Below are 17,933 nucleotides of genomic sequence, written 5' to 3'. Positions count from 1 at the left end.
CGATCAGGGCATGTCGGAAACGGCCCCGGCCCAGACCGCGATGGCAGGCGACGGCATGGCCACGGACGCCTCCATGGCCGCCGAGGGCGATGTGCCGATGGTCGGCGGCGCGCCGATGTACCCGTCGAAGACCATCGTCGAGAACGCGGTGAACTCCGCCGATCACACCACGCTCGTCGCCGCGGTGAAGGCCGCCGACCTCGTGGACACGCTGAGCGGCGAAGGCCCCTTCACCGTCTTCGCGCCCACCAACGCCGCCTTCGAGAAGCTGCCCGACGGCACCGTCGAGACGCTTCTGGAGCCTGCGAACAAGGACCAGCTCACCAAGATCCTGACCGCGCATGTGGTGGCGGGCAACTGGTCGGCCCAGTCGATCCGCGAGGCGGCACGATCCCAGCGTGACGGGTTCTACCACTTCAACGCGGTGTCCGGCGACGCGCTCTCGGCCAAGGTGACGTCCTCCGGCAACATCTTCATCTTCGACGAGAACGGCGACGCCTACGAGATCACGCAGTCCGACGTGAACCAGTCGAACGGCGTGATCCACGTCATCGAAGGCGTTCTTCTGCCGCGGTAACCCCCTCCTCCACGGCAGAACGGCACGGCCCGCGTCCACCCCGGCGCGGGCCGTCTCACGTCAGACGACGGCCTTCAGTCGCGCCTTCAGCACGGCCACGTCCGACCGCACATCGTCCCGCACCGCCCCCTCGCGCGGCGCGTCGACCAGCGTGGTCAGCAGCGCCTCCTCCGGGACGCCCTTCCGGTGCCAGACAAGGCCGCGCAGCACACTCTCTGCCGCATCCGGCAACCGTTCCGGCGCCTCTTCCCCCGCCAGTGCCCCCCAGACCGCCGTCCAGCAGCGCGCCGTGCTCCACGGGTTGTAACCGCCCCCGCCCGAGACGATCAGGCGCGGTGCGAGCGCCCGCAAGGCCAGCGCCGTCGCCACATGCGCGCGGTTCGACAGCGCCAGCCGCGCCAGCGGGTCCTCCGCCAGCGCATCCGCCCCGCATTGCAGGAAGATCGCGTCGGGCCGGAAACCGGCCACGGCGGGCAGGATCACCTCTTCCAGCACCAGCGCGAACTCCGTATCGTTGAACCCGCGCCCCACCGGCAGGTTGAAGGCCGCGCCGCCCGCCCGGTCCCCCAGCGCACCGGTGAAGGGCCAGCGCCGCGCCTCGTGGACAGAGATCGCGCGCACCCGCTCCGACCCGGCAAAGGCCGCCTCCACCCCGTCGCCGTGATGCGCGTCGATGTCGACATAGGCCACGCGCTCCAGCCCCATGGCCAGCAGCCTGCGGATGGTCAGCACCGGCTCGTTGAGAAAGCAGAAGCCCTCTGCCCGGTCCGGCATGGCGTGATGCTGCCCGCCGCCCGGGTTGTGGACGACACCGCCCTCGGCCACCAGCTCCGCCGCCAGCAGCCCGCCGCCCACCGCCGTCGCCGGGCGGCGGTACATCTCGGCAAAGACCGGGTTCGACAGCGTGCCCAGCCCGTGCCGGTCGCGCACCTCGCCCGACACCTGCTGCGCCGCCTCCGCCGCCATCAGCGCCTCGACGTAGCGGGGCGTGTGGAAGCCGGTCAGCGCGGCGGGTTTCGCACGGGGCGAGGTCAGCATCCGCCCGGCCCCCAGCCACCCCAGTGCCGCCGCCAGATCGGTCACCGCAGGCACCCGCTGGATCGAGAGCGGATGCCGCGCCCCATAGACCGAACCGCGGTAGATCCGCGAGGTGATGAAACGTGCCCCTGTCATGCGTCTGCTCTACCCCTCTGAGGTGCAAAGGAAAAGTCGGGCAGCCAATTGCCCCTCCCGGCCCCCGGGTGTATCCGGAAGACCATGCACCTTCCCAAGATAACGCTCCGAGTCGTCCTGCAAACCGCGATGATGCTGGCCATCGGAGCCATCGGCGGACTTCTGGCCTACTGGGTGCGCTGGCCGATGCCGTGGATGTTCGGCGCGCTTCTGGCCGCGGGCGTGACCGTGCGGCTGGTACAGCCCGTGTCGCTCTCCGACTACGACTTCCCGATGGACTTCCGCACCTTCTTCGTCGCGCTGATCGGCGTGATGATCGGCACGCAGGTGACACCGGACCTGCTGTCGCTGGCCGGAGAGCTGCCGATCACCCTGTCGGCGCTGGTCCTCTTCGTCGTGGCGGCCCACGCGGGCAACATGGCAATCTTCCACCGCATCGGCGGCTACGACAGGTCGACGGCCTTCTTCTCCGGCACCCCGGGCGGGCTGATGGAGAGCATCTTCATGGGCGAGGCCGCGGGCGCCGACACGCGCATCCTGACGGTGCAGCAGTTCCTGCGGATCATCCTCGTCATCACACTTCTGCCGGTGGGGCTGTCGCTGTGGATCGGGCACCCGGTGGGCAGCGCCGCCGGGCTGACCATCGGCGGGGACAAGCCGCCGGTGACGCCCCTGGCGCTGGTGATGATCGCGATAACGGCGGTGCTGGGCCTGTGGGTCGGACGGCGCATCCGCCTGCCCGCGGCACAGCTGACCGGGCCGCTCCTGCTGGCCGCCGCGGCCACCGTCACCGGCGTTCTGGACCTGCACCTTCCGTTCTGGCTGATCGCCACGGCGCAGCTTGTGATCGGCGTCAGCCTCGGGATGCGGTTCAAGGGCGTGGACGCGGGCCTCCTGCGCCGCTCGCTCTGGCTGGCCGCGCTGTCCGTGTCCTACATGCTGCTGCTGGGCATGACCTTCGCCATCGTGCTGGAGCGGCTGACCGGCATCGCCTTCCTGCACCTCTTCATCTCCTTCGCGCCGGGCGGCGTGGCCGAGATGTCGGTGGTCGCGCTCTCGCTTGCCGCGAACCCGGCGCTGGTCAGCCTGCACCACGTCGTGCGCATCCTGATCACGGTGGTGGAAATGCCGCTGGCCGCCCGTGTCATGGGGCTTCGCCCGCCGCGCTTCTAGCACGCGACCCGTGATAACATCCGGTCGGGTGTCCCTGCTGTCCCGGACAGACAGGACCCGTTAAAACACACCCGCACAGGCAAAAGGCCGCGTCAGCCCTCCGCCTTCTCCATCAGTTCCAGCCATTCCTCTTCCGAGGCAGCCAGGGTCTGCTGGCGCTCCACCAGCGCCTCCGTCGCCTTCTTGAACTTCAGCGGCTCCTTGGTGAACAGGTCCGGCGCGGCGAGGAATTCCTCCAGCTTGGCGATCTCCGCACCCAGCCGGTCGATCACCCCGGGCAGTTCCTCCAGCCTGTGCTTCTCGGTGAAGCTCAGCGCCGGCTTCTCTGCCGGTTTCGACGGCTGCGCGGATTGCGCGGACTGCGACGTCTCTCCGCCGCCGCCCTTCTTCTTCGCCTTCTCGCGTCCGCCGCCTTCGGCCTCGCGCTTCTGCGTCTGGTAGTCCGACCAGCCGCCCGCATAGACCACGGCCCGGCCGCCGCCCTCCATCGCCACCGTCGTCGTCGCCACCCGGTCGAGGAAATCCCGGTCGTGCGAGATCAGGATCACCGTGCCGTCGTAGTCGTCGAGGATCTCCTGCAGCAGGTCCAGCGTCTCCACGTCGAGGTCGTTGGTCGGTTCGTCCAGCACCAGAAGGTTCGATTCCCGCGCCATCAGCTTCGCCAGCAGCAGCCGCGCCTTCTCGCCCCCCGACAGCGACGCGACCTTGGCCCGCGCCTGCCGTTCGTCGAACAGGAACTCCTTGAGGTAGCCCACCACGTGCTTCGGCACGCCGCGCACCATCACCTGGTCAGACGAGCCCGAGACCCGCATGTCCTTGTCGGTGGTCAGCGAATCCCACAGCGACTTCTCCGGGTCGAGCTGCGAGCGTGTCTGGTCGAAGACCGCCGGCACAAGGTTCGTGCCCAGCGTCACCGTGCCCTCGTCCGGCACGATCTCTCCCATCAGGATGCGGATCAGGGTGGTCTTGCCCACGCCGTTCGGCCCGACAAAGGCCACGCGGTCGCCGCGCTGCACCTTCAGGTCGAACCCCTTAACGATGGCCTTGTCGCCGAAGGCATGGCTGACACCCGCCGCCTCGATCACCTTCCTGCCGGACTTGGGGCCAGAGGCGAGGTCCATCGCCGCCGTCCCCTGCCGCCGGATCTGGCCCGAGCGTTCGGCGCGCATGTCCTGCAGGCGGCGCACCCGGCCCATGTTCCGCGTCCGCCGGGCGCTGATGCCCTCGACCGCCCACCGCGCCTCCGACTTGATCTTGCGGTCCAGCTTGTGGCGGGCGGTGTCCTCTTCTTCCCAGATCTTGTCGCGCCATGTCTCGAAGGCGGCAAAGCCCTGCTCCTGCCGCCGCACCGCGCCGCGGTCAATCCACAGCGTCGCGCGCGTCAGCTCGGTCAGGAACCGCCGGTCGTGAGAGATCAGCACAAACGCCCGGCGGGTCGCCTTCAGCTCGTCCTCCAGCCACTGGATCGCCTCGATATCAAGGTGGTTGGTCGGCTCGTCCAGCAGCATCAGCTCCGGCTCCTCGGCCATCAGCTTGGCCAGCGCCGCGCGCCGCCGCTCCCCGCCAGAGGCAGTCGCCACCGGCCTGTCCGGATCGAACTTCAGCCCTTCGGAGGCGCGCTCCACCCGGTACATCTCCGACGCCTGCAGGGTGGAGGCCGCGAAATCGCCCAGCGTCTCGAAGCCCGAGAGGTCCGGGTCCTGCTCCATGTAGCCCACGGAGGTGCCGACCGGCACCACCCGCTCGCCCCGGTCGGGTTCGACCAGCCCGGCCATGACCTTCAGGAGCGTGGATTTGCCCGACCCGTTCCGCCCCACGAGGGCGACACGGTCGCCCGGCTGGACGTTTAGGGACAGGGCGTCGAAGACCGGCTCACCCCCGAAGGTGAGCGACACGTCTGAAAGCTGGAGAAGCGGTGCAACCATGCGCGCGAGCTATGCCCGCCCGCCCGCGCCGTCAAGCGCCCTCGCGCGTCCCGGCCCGGTCGCGGCAACGGCGTCCGCCCCGAAACGCCGTCCTCACAACGCGCCGCCGGCATCGCCGGGGGGCGTCGCCAATCCGCCGTTCATGGCGCGCCCCGTCCGCTGGCGGACACCGCATGTAGGGCGGGGCTCTGCGCCGCCCGACCTTCAGGCCATGCCGCGACACCATACTCCACCCGACGCAGCACACCCCGCTACCCGGCCACGGCCCGCAGCAGGCGTTTGCGCGCGGCGGGGATAAGCGCGATCTCCACCCCGGTAAAGACGTGCAGCGTGTTCATCTGCCGATCCACGACCGCGTGATCCGACACCCAGCCGCCCATCAGCAGGTAGGTGCGCAGCAGGGGCGGCATCCGCAGCAGCCCCTTGCGCGTATCGGGCTTGCGCCGCAGCCGCTGGGCAAACGGGTAGACGTCCCCCGCCTTCACCCGCGGCAGCCAGCGCGCGGGCGCCAGGTGCCGCGCCTTCAGCATGGCGAAGGCGTCGGAATAGACACGCGCATCCGTCCCCGCGAAGGAGGCGCAGCCGAACAGCAGCTCCACCCCCTGCCCGTCCACGTAGGCGGTCATCGCCCCCCAGGCCAGGCGCAGCACATCGGGGTCGTGCACCTCCGGATCGACGCAGAAGCGGCCCATCTCGACCATCGGGCCGCCGAAGGCCTCCAGCCGGGACAAGTCGTAATACTGTGCGGCATAGCTGCGCCCGATCTCCGCCCCGCTGCCCAGGCGCAGGAAACGGAAGCAGCAGACCAGCCGCCCGCTCCTCAGGTCCTCGACCAGAACGTGATCGCAGATGGCGTCGAAGGCGTCGGTGTCGGACCGCGCGCCGGCAAGGAAGGCCCGCCCGCGCAGCGCCTGCGCCGCGGCCACGTCGGCGGGCCCGGCGGCCAGCCGGGCGGCATAGCGTCCGCGGGACAAGAGGATCATGGGGCGTTCTTCGGCATGACCGCCCGCCGCCCCGCGGTCACGGGGCAAGGCGGCGTCATGACAGGGGTGCGTGCCGCCGGTCTCCCGGCGGTCCGGATCACCCGCCCAGCACGTCACCCAGGTTGATCCCGCCGATGTTGCCAAAGAGCTTGCGGATGAAGCTGATGTCGCCATCGGACGTCTGTGTCACGCGCTTGGTCAGCGGCACCACGCGGCCGTCCTCCAGCCCGTAGGTCACGATGTTGTCGACCACGCCCGCCTGGTCGAAGGTGATCGCGACGATCTCGCGCTCCGTCACCGTGGGGCGCTGCCAGGCGAAATGCTTCACTTCCGACTGGATATAATAGAACCCGGAGTCGTTCAGCACGCCCGAGGCATTGGGCACGCCGACCACGTCCTCGACCGTCGCGCGGGTGTCCACGCCGGGCACGATCTGCTGGAGCACCTCTTCCGAAGGCACGTAGCCGTGGTTGCGATACCGTGTCTCGCAGCCGGCCGCGCCAACCAGCGCAATCGCCAGAACGGCCCACTTCAGCGATGTCCCGATGCCGTACATGTTCCGGCCCCTCTTGTATTGACGTCCGCAGACTCTTATCCCGATTAGACAAGTTTACCCCCCCAAGCAAGGTCAGGAAAGCCTGTCGTCATGACGCAACCCGCCCCACGCCGCCCCACCGACCGGACGCGCCTTCGGGTGACGGAACTGCGCCAGTCCGGTGAATCGCCCTTCCTTCTGGAACCCGACGCCGAGGCACGCGCCGATCTCGCCACCTCGCTGGGGATCCAGGCGGTGCGCAAGCTGCGCTTCGAAGGCGTCCTCACGCCCCGCGGCAAGGAGGGCTGGCAGCTCGAGGCCAAGCTGGGCGCCACCGTCGTGCAGTCCTGCATCGTCACGCTCGACCCGGTGACCACCCGCATCGACACCACCGTGCTGCGCCGCTTCGTGCCCGCCCGCTGGCTGGAGGAACCCGAGGCCGGCTCCGAAACCGAGGTGCCGGAGGACGACAGCCTCGAACCGCTGGGCGAGGTGATCGACCTCTCCTCCGTCATGCAGGAGGAACTTGCCCTTGCCCTCCCGCCCTATCCGCGCAAGGAAGGGGTGGAGCTGGGCGAGGCCCAGTTCGCCGAACCCGGCGTGACGCCGATCACCGACGACGATGTTCGGCCTTTCGCCGGTCTGGCCGACCTGAAGAAAAAAATGGACGATGCGGGCGGGGAAGGCTGAGAATCTGCTTGCCATTCGGGCGATCCTGCGTATTTTCGCGCGCTCATGAGCATGGCAGGCACCCAGTTGACCAGGGCCATATCAGGACCAGGAACCGGGGCCGTACCGGGGGTGAAACCACCCCCCTGCGACGCCACCACAAAGAGACACACGGCAGGCAGATCCCTGCCCTTCGAGAAAGGTTGAGACATGGCTGTCCAACAGAACAAGGTTTCGAAGTCGCGCCGCAACAACCGCCGCGCGCACGATGCGCTGACCGCCGCGAACCCGAACGAGTGCGACAACTGCGGCGAGCTGAAGCGCCCGCACCACGTCTGCCCGTCCTGCGGCCACTACGCGGAACGGGAAGTGATCGCGCAGGCAGACGAGATCGACCTGGACGAAGACGCAGCTTGATTGCTGCACGGCGGGGCTCCGCGGCATGACCTCTCGGAACGACAGGAAGGCCACGGGCGCGGACCGCGTCGTGATTTCAGTGGACGCCATGGGCGGAGACCGGGGACCGGCGGCAGTAGTCGCCGGCATTGCCGCGTCTGCGATCAAGAATCCACAGATCCACTTTATCCTGCACGGCCCCGAGGCGGAGCTTGAAAAGCTCGTCGCCAAGAAGAAGGGCCTGCCCGAACGCGTCACGCTGAAGAACGCCGAGGGCGTGGTCAGCATGGACGACAAGCCCAGCCAGGTCATGCGCCATGGCAAGGGCACGTCCATGTGGTCCGCGCTCGAATCGGTGCGCGACGGCGATGCGACCGTGGCGGTCTCCTGCGGGAACACCGGCGCGCTGATGGCGCTGTCGATGATCCGCCTGCGTAAGCTGCCGGGTGTGAACCGTCCCGCCATCGCGATCCTCTGGCCCTCGCGCAATCCGCAGGGCTTCAACGTGATGCTCGACGTGGGCGCGGACATCCGCGCCGACGCGCAGGACCTGCTGCAATACGCGCTGATGGGCGCCTCTTACGCCCGCAACGGCCTGCACCTCGAACGCCCCCGCATCGGCCTGCTGAACGTCGGCACCGAAGAGCACAAGGGCCGCGCCGAACTGAAGGAAGCCCACGACCTGATCCGCGCCAGCGCCGACAGCGGCAGCTACGACTTCGTGGGTTTCGTCGAGGGCGGCGACATCCCGGGCCGCCGCTGCGACGTGATCGTCACCGACGGCTTCACCGGCAACGTGGCGCTGAAGACCGGCGAAGGCACCGCCTCGCTGATCGGCGACCTCCTGAAGGAGGCCTTCGCCTATTCCCCCCTCTCCCGCATCGCATCGCTTCTGGCGCTGACCTCGCTCAGCCGCCTCAAGAAGCGCATCGACCCGCGGCGGGTGAACGGCGGCGTCTTTCTCGGGCTGAACGGCACGGTGGTCAAATCGCACGGCTCGGCGGATGCCACCGGCATCTCCGCCGCCGTCAAGCTGGCGTTCCAGCTGGCCGAAACCGGTTTCGGGGAGCGGCTCGCCGCCCGCGTGGCCACAGTGCTCGATGAAACCGACCCGCCGGGTGTTGCGTCTGGCGACGCTGCGTCGCAGGATGCGCCCGGGCAGAAGGACATCAACTGAAATGACACGACGCGCGACCGTTATCGGGGTCGGACACTACCTTCCCGATCGAATCGTGGAGAACTCCGAATTCGAGACCGGGCTGACAGGGCTGACCCCCGAACCGATCGTTCTCGAAACCTCCGACGAATGGATCCGGGCGCGCTCCGGCATCGAACGCCGTCACATCGCGGCCCCCGGCCAGACGACCTCGGACCTCGCCACGCGCGCCGCCCGTGTCGCCCTGACCGACGCGGGCATCACCGCCGACGACATCGACGCCATCGTCCTTGCGACCTCCACCGCCGACCTGACCTTCCCCTCCGCCGCCACCATGGTGCAGGCGGAACTGGGCATGACGAAGGGCTTTGCCTTCGACGTGCAGGCGGTCTGCGCGGGCTTCATCTATGCGCTGGCCAACGCCAACGCACTCATCACCTCTGGCCAGGCAGAACGCGTGCTGGTCATCGGGGCCGAGACGTTCAGCCGGATCATGGACTGGACCGACCGCTCCACCTGCGTGCTTTTCGGCGACGGCGCGGGTGCGCTGATTCTCGAAGCGCGCGAAGGCGAAGGCACCAACGCCGACCGGGGCATCCTGTCCTGCGACCTGAACTCCGACGGGCGGTTCCGCGACATCCTCTACGTCGACGGCGGCGTGGCCACGAACTCCACGGGCCACCTGCGCATGGCGGGCAAGGAAGTCTTCCGGCACGCGGTGGAAAAGCTGGCCTCCACCGCGAACACCGCGATGGACAAGATCGGCATGGCCTCGTCCGAAGTCGACTGGGTCGTGCCCCATCAGGCCAACATCCGCATCATCTCCGGCACCGCCAAGAAGCTGGGCCTGCCGATGGAGCGTGTGGTCGTCACTGTGCAGGACCACGGCAACACCTCCGCCGCGTCGATCCCGCTGGCGCTTTCCGTGGGCCGGGCCCGCGGCCAGATCGCCGAGGGCGATGTCGTGGTGACAGAGGCCATCGGCGGCGGCCTCGCCTGGGGCGCGGTCGTGCTGCGCTGGTAATCCACCGGACCGAAATCACCCGCTGATCGCCGCGGCGTCGTTGCCGCCGCATCACCGGCTTGCTATCGTCCCACCTGCGAAGGGCGCTCCCGCCGCCGTTGCAACCGTCCGATGGGCGGTCAACCGCCGAGGCTTCGGGATCGCAAAGCAGCCGCTCCTTACGGGGATCATGGCCCGGCAGTACAAGGCCGCACGCCGCCGGGCGCTTTTTCCAGCCTGCCCGAAAAGTTAACGCTGCCTCTTGGCATGACACCTAAAATCCCCTCTCCAAGCCATTGATATTGACTTGTGATTTGGCACGGGCATAAGCTGCGACAGGACAGCGGAGGGATGGAGTATGGGGGAAAAAACCCTGACGCGTATGGACCTGAGCGAAGCCGTGTTTCGCGAGGTTGGTTTGTCGCGGAATGAAAGCGCGGAACTGGTCGAAGCGGTGCTTCAACACATGTCCGACGCGCTCGTCGAAGGTGAGCAGGTCAAGATTTCGTCCTTCGGCACGTTTTCCGTGCGCGAGAAGGCCGCGCGTGTGGGGCGCAACCCCAAGACAGGTGAAGAAGTGCCGATCCAGCCGCGCCGCGTGCTGACTTTCCGGCCCTCGCACCTGATGAAAGACCGCGTGGCCGCGGGCAACAAGCGCTGAGGCGCGTAACAGATGTCCAAGTCGCCTGACGCCTTCCGCACCATCTCGGAAGTATCCGAGTGGCTCGAGACCCCTGCGCATGTTCTGCGGTTCTGGGAGAGCAAGTTCACCCAGGTCAAACCGGTGAAACGCGCAGGCGGGCGTCGGTACTATCGCCCTGCCGACATGGAATTGCTGGGCGGAATCAAGAAATTGCTGCACGAGGACGGGCTGACCATCAAGGGCGTCCAGAAGGTTCTGCGCGAACAGGGCGTGCGCTATGTCTCGGGCCTGTCGCCTCAGGTGGGTGACGACGACACCGACGCCGAACTGATCGAGGACGCGCCCTACGCCGAGGTCGAACAGACCGACGACGGCATCGTGGCCTTCCCCGGCCGGACCGCGGACCCTCAGCAGGAAGCACCGCAGGCCGCCGTTCAGGACACGCCCGAACCGGCGCCGGTGGAACCCGACCAGATGGCGGCGATGCCCCCGGAGGACGAACCGGAGGTTGGCGAATCCGACGACGATCTGCCCTCCCTGCCACCGCTCGCCCCGTTCGAAACGTCAGACGACACCCTCGCCCCGCCCGCGCCCGAACCTGCGCCCGCGGCAGAGGACAGCGCCGTTTCCCTCGCGCCACAGCCCGCGCCCCTGCCCTCCGCCGCGCCCTTGCCAAGTGACGCTGCGGGAGAGCACACCGAAGTGACCGCAACGAATGCGGGAGAATCGGTGACGGAGGACGACGAGATGGCCCGCCCGGCAGAGGACACGCTGCAGACCGCATTCGCCTTCGACCTGCCGCAGGACGCGGGCATCCCCTCGCCCGACGACATGGCAACGGGAACCGAACCCGACCTGACCACACCGGACGAAGACCCCTTCGACACCGCCCCCGAAGCGGCGGATGTCATGGAGGACGCCACGGACAGCAACGTGGCAGAGGCAGACGACGACCTCGCCGCGCCCGATACCGATACAGACGCCGCCCCGGTGCCGGACATCGCCGTGCCGGAGGCGCCCGCGCGTGCCGCGAACGCCCTCAACCTGCCCGACTTCGGCCAGCCCGAGGACGCAGGTCCCCCGACCGCCGGGCCCGGCCTGCTGGCCCGCGCCGCGGCGCTCAGGACGCTTTCGCCCGAACAGGCGCAGGCCATCGCAGCCCAGATGCCGGCGCTGCAACAACGGCTCGACCGTCTGAACGGCGCCGCCCCCGACGACGCCTGAACGGCCTCTCTGAAAACCCCGAAAATTGCTGCGGCGGGGGGTTGCCCTTGCCGCAGAAAACGGTAATTAGGCCGGACAAGTCGGGCTATGGCGCAGCCTGGTAGCGCGTCCGTCTGGGGGACGGAAGGTCGCAGGTTCGAGTCCTGCTAGCCCGACCAAATCACACCCCGCCAAGCATCCTCACGCCGTCGCGCACCGCGCGTCCGGTGGCTTGGCGCACCGTGTCTGCCGCTCCCGGAACATCCGCAATCGCCGCACAATGGCACACGTGCCTCCGCGTCGCTTTTCGCCTCCCCCTCCGCGCCGCGGCTTGTTAAGACGATCCCCGACAAGACGGAGGCATCCATGACCGGCGTACTGGCCAGCCAGCAGATCCAGACCCTGATCTCCACCGGCGCGCTTGCGGCGGACGAACCTTTCGCCCCTGGCCAGTTGCAGCCTGCCAGCCTCGACCTGCGGCTCGGAACCCGCGCCTACCGCGTCCGCGCCTCCTTCCTCGCAGGCAAGGGCAAGACGGTGGCCTCCCGCATTTCAGAGTTCGAAATGCATGAGATCGACCTCTCCCCCGGCGCCGTGCTGGAAAAGGGCTGCGTCTACCTCGTGCCGCTGATGGAACGGCTCAGCCTGCCCGACGACATCACCGCCATCGCCAACGCCAAAAGCTCCACCGGCCGGCTCGACCTGCTGACCCGCGTCATCACCGACGGCGGGACGGAATTCGACCGCGTGGCCCCCGGCTACGACGGCCCGCTCTGGGCCGAGATCTGCCCGCGCAGCTTCTCCGTCCTCGTGCGCCCCGGCATGACGCTGAACCAGATCCGCTTCCGCCGCGGGCAGGCGGTGCTCACCGACGCGCAGCTCAGGGCGCTGCACGAAGAGGTCGGCCTCGTCGCGGGCGGTCCGGCGGTGATCGACGCGGGCCTCGGCTTCTCCGTCGATCTCGAACCCGGGCCGCAGGGCATCGTGGGCTACCGCGCCCGCCCGCACACCGGGGTGATCGACCTGGCAAAGCTCAACCACTACGATCCCGCCGACTACTGGGACCGGCTGCGCTCCGACCGCAAGCAGCTGATCCTCGACCCCGGCGCCTTCTACATCCTCGTCAGCCGCGAGGCCGTGCACATCCCGCCGGGCTTCGCCGCCGAGATGGCCCCCTTCCTCGCCATGGTGGGCGAGTTCCGCGTGCATTACGCCGGTTTCTTCGACCCGGGCTTCGGGCATGCCCCGGCGGGCGGCGCGGGCGCACGCGGCGTGCTCGAGGTGCGCTGCCACGAGGCGCCCTTCGTGCTCGAACACGGGCAGACCGTCGGCCGTCTCGTCTACGAACGCATGTCCGAGGTGCCCGCCCAGCTTTACGGTCAGGGCATCGCCTCGAACTACCAGGGCCAGGGCCTGAAACTTTCGAAACATTTCATGACCGCCTGACGCGGGAACCTGCGCCTTTCCGCGCATCCGGCAGGGGGCTTGGCGGCGCCTTGCCGGATGGCGTAACGTCAACCGTCGGATTTTTCCCTTTCACCGGAACCGGTTGGCGCCCCTCCCTGTTGTCGCTCCAAGGGTCGGACACACCGTCCGGTGCCCAGAACCGAAGATAAGGGAGCATCCCATGTTCAAGAAAATCGCAGTCTCCGCCATTGCCCTCACCGCCGTGACCGCAGCGCCGCTGTTCGCGCTCGAAGCGTCCACCACGACCGAGCTGAACCTGCGTCAGGGCCCCGGCCCGCAGTACGGCGTCGTCAGCGTGATGCCGCAGGACGCGATGGTCACCGTCGACGGCTGCACCGCCTCCGACTGGTGCAAGGTGACCTTCGACGGTGCCGAAGGCTGGGCCTACAGCCCCTACCTGATCAACACCACCATGCCGGAACCGACGGTGATCTACCAGAACACCGAAGCGATGGACGTGCAGATCATCGAAGAGGAAAGGGACGGTGCTGAAACGGCCGTGAACGCGACCGCGGGCGCAGGCTTCGGTGCCGCAACAGCAGCGCTTCTGGTCGGTGGCCCCGCTGCCGTCGCCGCTGGCGTCGTGCTGGGTGCCGCAGGTGGCGCCGCAGCCACCCCGGAAGAGACCACCGTCACCTACGTGTCGCAGAACCCGGTCGAGCCGGTCTACCTGAACGGTGAAGTCGTCGTCGGCGCCGGTATCCCGGAAGGCGTGACGCTCTACGACGTGCCGGAAGCCGATTACACCTACGCCTACGTCAACGACGCGCCGGTCATCGTGAACCCGGAGAACCGCCGCATCGTCTACGTCGTGCGCTGATACGGCCAGACACAAGCCATACACAAGGAAGGCCCTGCCACCCGGCAGGGCCTTTTTCGTTTCAGGGAAAACCCCTCAGGGTGCGCCCCTCACTGATCTGTCAATACCCCCTGGCGCAGACGCCCTCAGCCATTGTCGCCGCGCCGGGCCTGCCGGGCCGCACGGCGCGCCTGACGGGCCTCCCGCTGCGCCTGCCGGTCCTCGTGCCGCGCCTCGTCATCGAAGCTGTGCGCCATGCCGTCGCCGCGCACACGGTCGGCTCCGCTCCGGCCGCGCCCCTGCCCGAAGGCGCGGCCCATGCCGGCGTTCACGCCCCTGCTCACGAACTGCCGCACCACCTGGTTGACGATCATGCGGACGATCTGGTCGATGTTCATGCCTGTCTCCTGTCCGATGCGGCGCCCTCGCCCGCACCTGCTGGATAATGTTGTAGCCACGGGCACCCGGTTCGGATCGCGCCCATGGCCCCGCGTGGAACTTGCCTGACCATACCGCGAAATTGCGTCCAATATTGGGCGAACACGCGGAATTGTCCTCAATCCTCGAACAGTTCGGACTGGCCTTCGCCCGCCTCCATCTCGTCCGGGTCGCTTTCGTCGCCCATCGGCCCGATCGGCGAGGGACGGCTTTCCAGCAGACCGGCCGACCGCAGCTCCGCCAGCCCGGGCAGATCGCGCGCCGATTCCAGCCCGAAGTGGTCGAGGAAGCCCTGCGTCACCACGAATGTCACCGGGCGGCCCGGCGTCATCCGGCGGCGGCCGAAGCGGATCCAGTCCATCTCGATCAGCTGGTCGACCGTGCCGCGCGACACGGCAACCCCCCGGATTTCCTCGATTTCCGCCCGCGTCACCGGCTGGTGATAGGCGATGATCGCCAGCGTCTCCACCGCCGCACGCGACAGCTTGCGGGTCTCCACCGTCTCGCGCTGCATCAGGTAGCCAAGGTCCGGCGCCGTGCGGATCGCCCAGGCGTCACCCACGCGCACCACGCGCACGCCGCGCCCCTCGTAGCGCTTGCGCAGGTGCACGAGCGCCTCCGCCGGATCGCAGCCGTGGGGCATCCGGTCGCCCAGGTCCCTGACCGTCACCGCTTCCGCGCTGGCAAAGAGGATCGCCTCCACCATGCGCTCCTGCTCGCCCATGGGCGGCGCCTCGAACAGCGAGTCGCGGATCGGCTCGTCTGTTTCGGTCTCGTCGCCGGTCTCCGGCAGATCGTTCATTCCCGGCCCTCCCGGCGGCGCAGCTGGATCGGCTCGAACGTGCCGCTCTGCCGGATCTCCGCCTTGCCTTCCTTCACCAGTTCCAGCGAGGCCGCGAACGTCGCCGCCGTGGCCGAGCGCCACATCACCGGGTCCTCGCTCCAGCCCTCGGGCAGGTAGCCCTGAATGTCGGTCCACTGCCCCGCAAAGCCGATCATGCCGCGAATCCGGTCCAGCGCCTGCTCCATGGTGAACACCTTGTCCCGGTCCATCACGAAGGGCCGGAATTCGTCTCGGGTGCGGATGCGCGCATAGCCCTGCATCAGGTCCAGCAACGAGGCGGTGTAGACCACCTTGCGCACGCGCTCCATCTCTTCGGGGACGCCGCGGGCAAAAAAGTCGCGGCCCAGCCTGTCGCGCGCCATCAGCTTTGCCGCCACCTCGCGCATCGCCTGCAACCGCTCAAGCTGGAACGCCAGATGCGCCGCCAGATCCTCGCCCGAGGGGCCTTCCTCCGCCGGATCGGGGGGCAGCAGCAGGCGCGATTTCAGGAACGCCAGCCAAGCCGCCATCACGAGGTAATCCGCCGCCAGCTCGATCCGCAGCGCCTTGGCCTTCTCGACGAAGACGAGGTACTGCCGCGCCAGTTCCAGCACGCTGATCTGGCGCAGGTCCACCTTCTGCGTGCGCGCCATGTTCAGCAGCAGGTCCAGCGGCCCCTCGAAGCCCTCCACGTCCACGACCAGAGCCTCCGCCGCCATGCGATCGGCGACGGAAAGCGGCAGTTCCGGCTCTGCGGTGGTTTCGTCCATCGGACACCCTTCACGCGGTCAAGGCGTCAAATTCAGCCTCCAGCGCCGCGATGTCAACATCGTCGGGCGCGCGGCGGGCGGCCAGCGCCGCCTCTGCGCGGGTCTGTGCCGCCGGGGTCATCTCTCCGCAGCGCTGCCAGATCGACACCATCTCGTCGAAGGCACCGTTGCAGTGCAGGACAAGGTCGCAGCCCGCCGCCAGCGCCGCCGCACCGCGTTCGCGCACCGTGCCGCTCAGCGCCTCCATCGAGATGTCGTCGGTCATCAGCAGGCCGTCAAACCCGATCTCGTCCCGGATAATCTTCACCATCACCTCCGAGATCGTCGCCGGTTGCGGGTCGATCTCCTCGAACACCAGATGTGCCGTCATGCCCAGGGGCAGGTCGTTCAGTGCACGAAAGGCGGCAAAATCGGTATGGTCGAGCACATCTCGCGGCGCTCCGACGCGCGGCAGGTCCTTGTGGCTGTCCAGCGTGCCCAAGCCATGGCCGGGGATGTGCTTCATCACCGGCAGCACGCCGCCCGTGAACAGCCCGTCGGCCACCGCGCGGCCATGGCGCACCACGGTCTCCACATCGGTGCCGTAGCAGCGGTTGCGCAGGATCGGATGGGTCTCGTCGCGGGCCACGTCCAGCGTCGGAATGCAGTTGCCATCGATGCCCATGGACCGCAGCTCATGCGCGATCAGCCGGGCGCGCAGCCAGAAGGCCCGCGGCCCCAGCGCCACGTCCTCCAGCGGCGGCCGGAACTCCTTCGCGAGCGGCGCCCGCAGACGCTGCACGCGCCCGCCTTCCTGGTCGATGAACACCGGCGCGTCGAAACCCGCCGCCGCGCGCAGCGCGTCGCACAGTGCCCGGACCTGATCCGCGCTCTCGATGTTGCGGGCGAACAGGATGAATCCGAAAGGGCGCACTTCCCTGAAGAGCGCCTTCTCGTCCGCCGTCAGCTCAAGCCCCGCGCAGCCAAGGATGGCCGCGCCGAAGCGGCTCATCGCGTGACCACCGGGATGCAGTCCACCTTCTCGGCGACGAAGGCCGCGCAGAAGCGCCGCGCATCGGACAGGTCGACAAAGCCCTCGGCCCGCAGGCGGTAGAACGTGCGCCCGCCCGAAGTCGCCTGCTGGATCACCCGGCCCTTGCCGTCCATGAAGTCGCCGAAGCGCGCCTCCAGACGCGTCCATTCCGACCGCGCTGTCTCGGCGCTGTCGAAGGCGCCGATCTGCACCAGACGCGTGCCCGCGGGCAGCGACGCCGGGTCGATCTCCTTCGTGACGCTGGCCACGGCGGCGGCGATCACATCCGCATCCACCGGACCGACCGAAGCCACCTGCAAGCCCGACGGCCGCAGCTTGGGCCTGAGCGACCGGCCAAGACCCGGCCCGGGCTTCGGCATCTGCGCCTCGGCGGCTTCCTCGTCGGCGTATTCGTCTTCGGGGAAGATATCGAGCGCGCCGGAGGACGACACGTCCTGCACCGCCGTCACCACCGGGTTGTCCGCGCCGGGCGCAAGCGGCGAAAGCGGCTCGCTCTCGGCCGCGATCTGGGCTGCCAGTGCAAGGATCGGGTCGTTTTCTGCATCCTCACCGGATTGCGTCGACATCACGGCGGGCGTCACGGCGTCCATGGCCGCGAAAGCCTCGGCCTCGGCAATCGCCTCCGCGTCCTGTTGCAGCGCCAGCGACAGCGCGCCCGTGGCCACGTCTTCTGCCGCCAGCCCCGCCGGGCGCGGTGCAAGCAAAAGCTGCTGCGCCGGTCCCTCGGCCGAGCCCTGCCCCGCCACGGCGTTCACCGCCAGCCCTTGATGATCGGCCAGCGTGCCGCCCGGATCTTCGGGCGCCACGCGCATCGGGCCGGAGGCCGCGCGCACGACCGGCACGCCGCTGACGTCGCGCGCCATCACGCCGTAACCCCAGATGCCGACACCCACCACCAGCGCCAGGGACGCCACGGCCCCCAGAAGGTTGGTCATCGAAACGGCCCGGACCTGCGCCGCAGCGCCATGATCCTGCACGCCGTAATCGGCACCGTATCCGCCGTCGTAACGGTGGCCACCGCGCTGGAAATGCCCGGAAACAGGCGCAATGCGCCCCGCGTCATAGGAATAGTCCGCCATGTCTGCCTCGTGTTCCCCCGCCAGTACATTGCCGGCAAGGTGATGCTGCTCGTCCTTATTAACGACGCCACCGGCCCTGCGGACCAGC

19 protein-coding genes and 1 tRNA gene are annotated in these 17,933 nt (G+C 68.5%); 11 read left to right on the top strand and 9 right to left on the bottom strand.

From position 1 onward, the window contains the following. Positions 1 to 40: 40 nt before the first annotated feature. Positions 41 to 577 carry a fasciclin domain-containing protein gene (locus CDO87_RS27290; RefSeq protein ID WP_254698445.1) on the top strand — a complete coding sequence of 179 codons (537 nt, stop codon included), beginning with the start codon at positions 41 to 43 and terminating at the stop codon, positions 575 to 577. Positions 578 to 637: 60 nt separating this feature from the next. Here the strand turns inward: CDO87_RS27290 and CDO87_RS20090 are convergent, their stop codons facing one another. Continuing rightward, entirely contained in the window at positions 638 to 1,750 is a 1,113-nt protein-coding gene (locus tag CDO87_RS20090; protein WP_100930427.1) for an acetoin utilization protein AcuC, read from the bottom strand. Between the two features lie 84 nt (positions 1,751 to 1,834). On the opposite strand from CDO87_RS20090, the gene CDO87_RS20085 reads away from it, so the two are divergent. Further along, positions 1,835 to 2,923 (top strand): AbrB family transcriptional regulator, encoded by a 1,089-nt coding sequence (locus CDO87_RS20085; RefSeq protein ID WP_100930426.1) that lies wholly within the window; start codon positions 1,835 to 1,837, stop codon positions 2,921 to 2,923. A 92-nt stretch (positions 2,924 to 3,015) separates the two neighbouring features. On the opposite strand, the gene CDO87_RS20080 is transcribed toward CDO87_RS20085, so the two are convergent. The 3 genes from CDO87_RS20080 to CDO87_RS20070 form a co-directional block, all read right to left on the bottom strand. After that, a complete protein-coding gene (locus tag CDO87_RS20080) occupies positions 3,016 to 4,848 on the bottom strand; it encodes an ABC-F family ATP-binding cassette domain-containing protein (protein ID WP_100930425.1) in 1,833 nt (610 codons plus the stop codon). 251 nt (positions 4,849 to 5,099) lie between these two features. Beyond that, a complete protein-coding gene (locus CDO87_RS20075) occupies positions 5,100 to 5,831 on the bottom strand; it encodes a GNAT family N-acetyltransferase (RefSeq protein WP_100930424.1) in 732 nt (243 codons plus the stop codon). 97 nt (positions 5,832 to 5,928) lie between these two features. Next, positions 5,929 to 6,387 (bottom strand): outer membrane protein assembly factor BamE, encoded by a 459-nt coding sequence (locus tag CDO87_RS20070; RefSeq protein ID WP_100930423.1) that lies wholly within the window; start codon positions 6,385 to 6,387, stop codon positions 5,929 to 5,931. A gap of 90 nt (positions 6,388 to 6,477) precedes the next feature. On the opposite strand from CDO87_RS20070, the gene CDO87_RS20065 reads away from it, so the two are divergent. From CDO87_RS20065 to CDO87_RS20025, 9 genes are all read left to right on the top strand, one after another. Beyond that, entirely contained in the window at positions 6,478 to 7,056 is a 579-nt protein-coding gene (locus CDO87_RS20065) for a DUF177 domain-containing protein (RefSeq protein ID WP_100930422.1), read from the top strand. 189 nt (positions 7,057 to 7,245) lie between these two features. After that, entirely contained in the window at positions 7,246 to 7,452 is a 207-nt protein-coding gene (gene rpmF / locus CDO87_RS20060; protein ID WP_100930421.1) for a 50S ribosomal protein L32, read from the top strand. Positions 7,453 to 7,477: 25 nt separating this feature from the next. After that, complete coding sequence (gene plsX / locus CDO87_RS20055) at positions 7,478 to 8,608, top strand: phosphate acyltransferase PlsX (RefSeq protein ID WP_100930420.1); 1,131 nt, start codon at positions 7,478 to 7,480, stop codon at positions 8,606 to 8,608. A gap of 1 nt (position 8,609) precedes the next feature. Continuing rightward, entirely contained in the window at positions 8,610 to 9,611 is a 1,002-nt protein-coding gene (locus CDO87_RS20050) for a beta-ketoacyl-ACP synthase III (protein ID WP_100930419.1), read from the top strand. Between the two features lie 337 nt (positions 9,612 to 9,948). Then, positions 9,949 to 10,251: an integration host factor subunit alpha gene (ihfA, locus tag CDO87_RS20045; protein ID WP_005857850.1), complete on the top strand. Its 303-nt coding sequence runs from the start codon at positions 9,949 to 9,951 to the stop codon at positions 10,249 to 10,251. Between the two features lie 12 nt (positions 10,252 to 10,263). After that, the gene (locus CDO87_RS20040) at positions 10,264 to 11,457 is read left to right on the top strand and encodes a MerR family transcriptional regulator (RefSeq protein ID WP_100930418.1); all 1,194 of its coding nucleotides are present in this window, start codon (positions 10,264 to 10,266) and stop codon (positions 11,455 to 11,457) included. A gap of 81 nt (positions 11,458 to 11,538) precedes the next feature. Beyond that, positions 11,539 to 11,615, top strand: a tRNA-Pro gene (locus CDO87_RS20035). 187 nt (positions 11,616 to 11,802) lie between these two features. Continuing rightward, entirely contained in the window at positions 11,803 to 12,882 is a 1,080-nt protein-coding gene (locus CDO87_RS20030; RefSeq protein WP_100930417.1) for a 2'-deoxycytidine 5'-triphosphate deaminase, read from the top strand. 181 nt (positions 12,883 to 13,063) lie between these two features. Next, entirely contained in the window at positions 13,064 to 13,723 is a 660-nt protein-coding gene (locus tag CDO87_RS20025; RefSeq protein ID WP_100930416.1) for a DUF1236 domain-containing protein, read from the top strand. A 125-nt stretch (positions 13,724 to 13,848) separates the two neighbouring features. Here the strand turns inward: CDO87_RS20025 and CDO87_RS20020 are convergent, their stop codons facing one another. The 5 genes from CDO87_RS20020 to CDO87_RS20000 all read right to left on the bottom strand — a co-directional run bounded on the left by CDO87_RS20020 (position 13,849) and on the right by CDO87_RS20000 (position 17,845). Next, positions 13,849 to 14,100: a hypothetical protein gene (locus tag CDO87_RS20020; protein WP_100930415.1), complete on the bottom strand. Its 252-nt coding sequence runs from the start codon at positions 14,098 to 14,100 to the stop codon at positions 13,849 to 13,851. A gap of 158 nt (positions 14,101 to 14,258) precedes the next feature. Beyond that, positions 14,259 to 14,942, bottom strand: coding sequence for an SMC-Scp complex subunit ScpB (scpB, locus tag CDO87_RS20015; protein ID WP_100930414.1), 684 nt, complete (start codon positions 14,940 to 14,942; stop codon positions 14,259 to 14,261). Then, entirely contained in the window at positions 14,939 to 15,733 is a 795-nt protein-coding gene (locus CDO87_RS20010) for a ScpA family protein (protein WP_100930413.1), read from the bottom strand. Before CDO87_RS20010 ends, scpB begins: the two co-directional genes overlap by 4 nt. A gap of 10 nt (positions 15,734 to 15,743) precedes the next feature. Then, the gene (locus CDO87_RS20005; RefSeq protein WP_100930412.1) at positions 15,744 to 16,724 is read right to left on the bottom strand and encodes a glycoside hydrolase family 3 protein; all 981 of its coding nucleotides are present in this window, start codon (positions 16,722 to 16,724) and stop codon (positions 15,744 to 15,746) included. After that, positions 16,721 to 17,845 carry an SPOR domain-containing protein gene (locus tag CDO87_RS20000; protein WP_100930411.1) on the bottom strand — a complete coding sequence of 375 codons (1,125 nt, stop codon included), beginning with the start codon at positions 17,843 to 17,845 and terminating at the stop codon, positions 16,721 to 16,723. The genes CDO87_RS20005 and CDO87_RS20000 overlap by 4 nt, the downstream gene beginning before the upstream one ends. Positions 17,846 to 17,933 lie beyond the last annotated feature (88 nt).

This window comes from Sagittula sp. P11 (assembly GCF_002814095.1).
Lineage (GTDB): Bacteria > Pseudomonadota > Alphaproteobacteria > Rhodobacterales > Rhodobacteraceae > Sagittula.
Note: the sequence above shows the minus strand (reverse complement) of the source record. Positions and strands in the feature narration are given on the sequence as shown.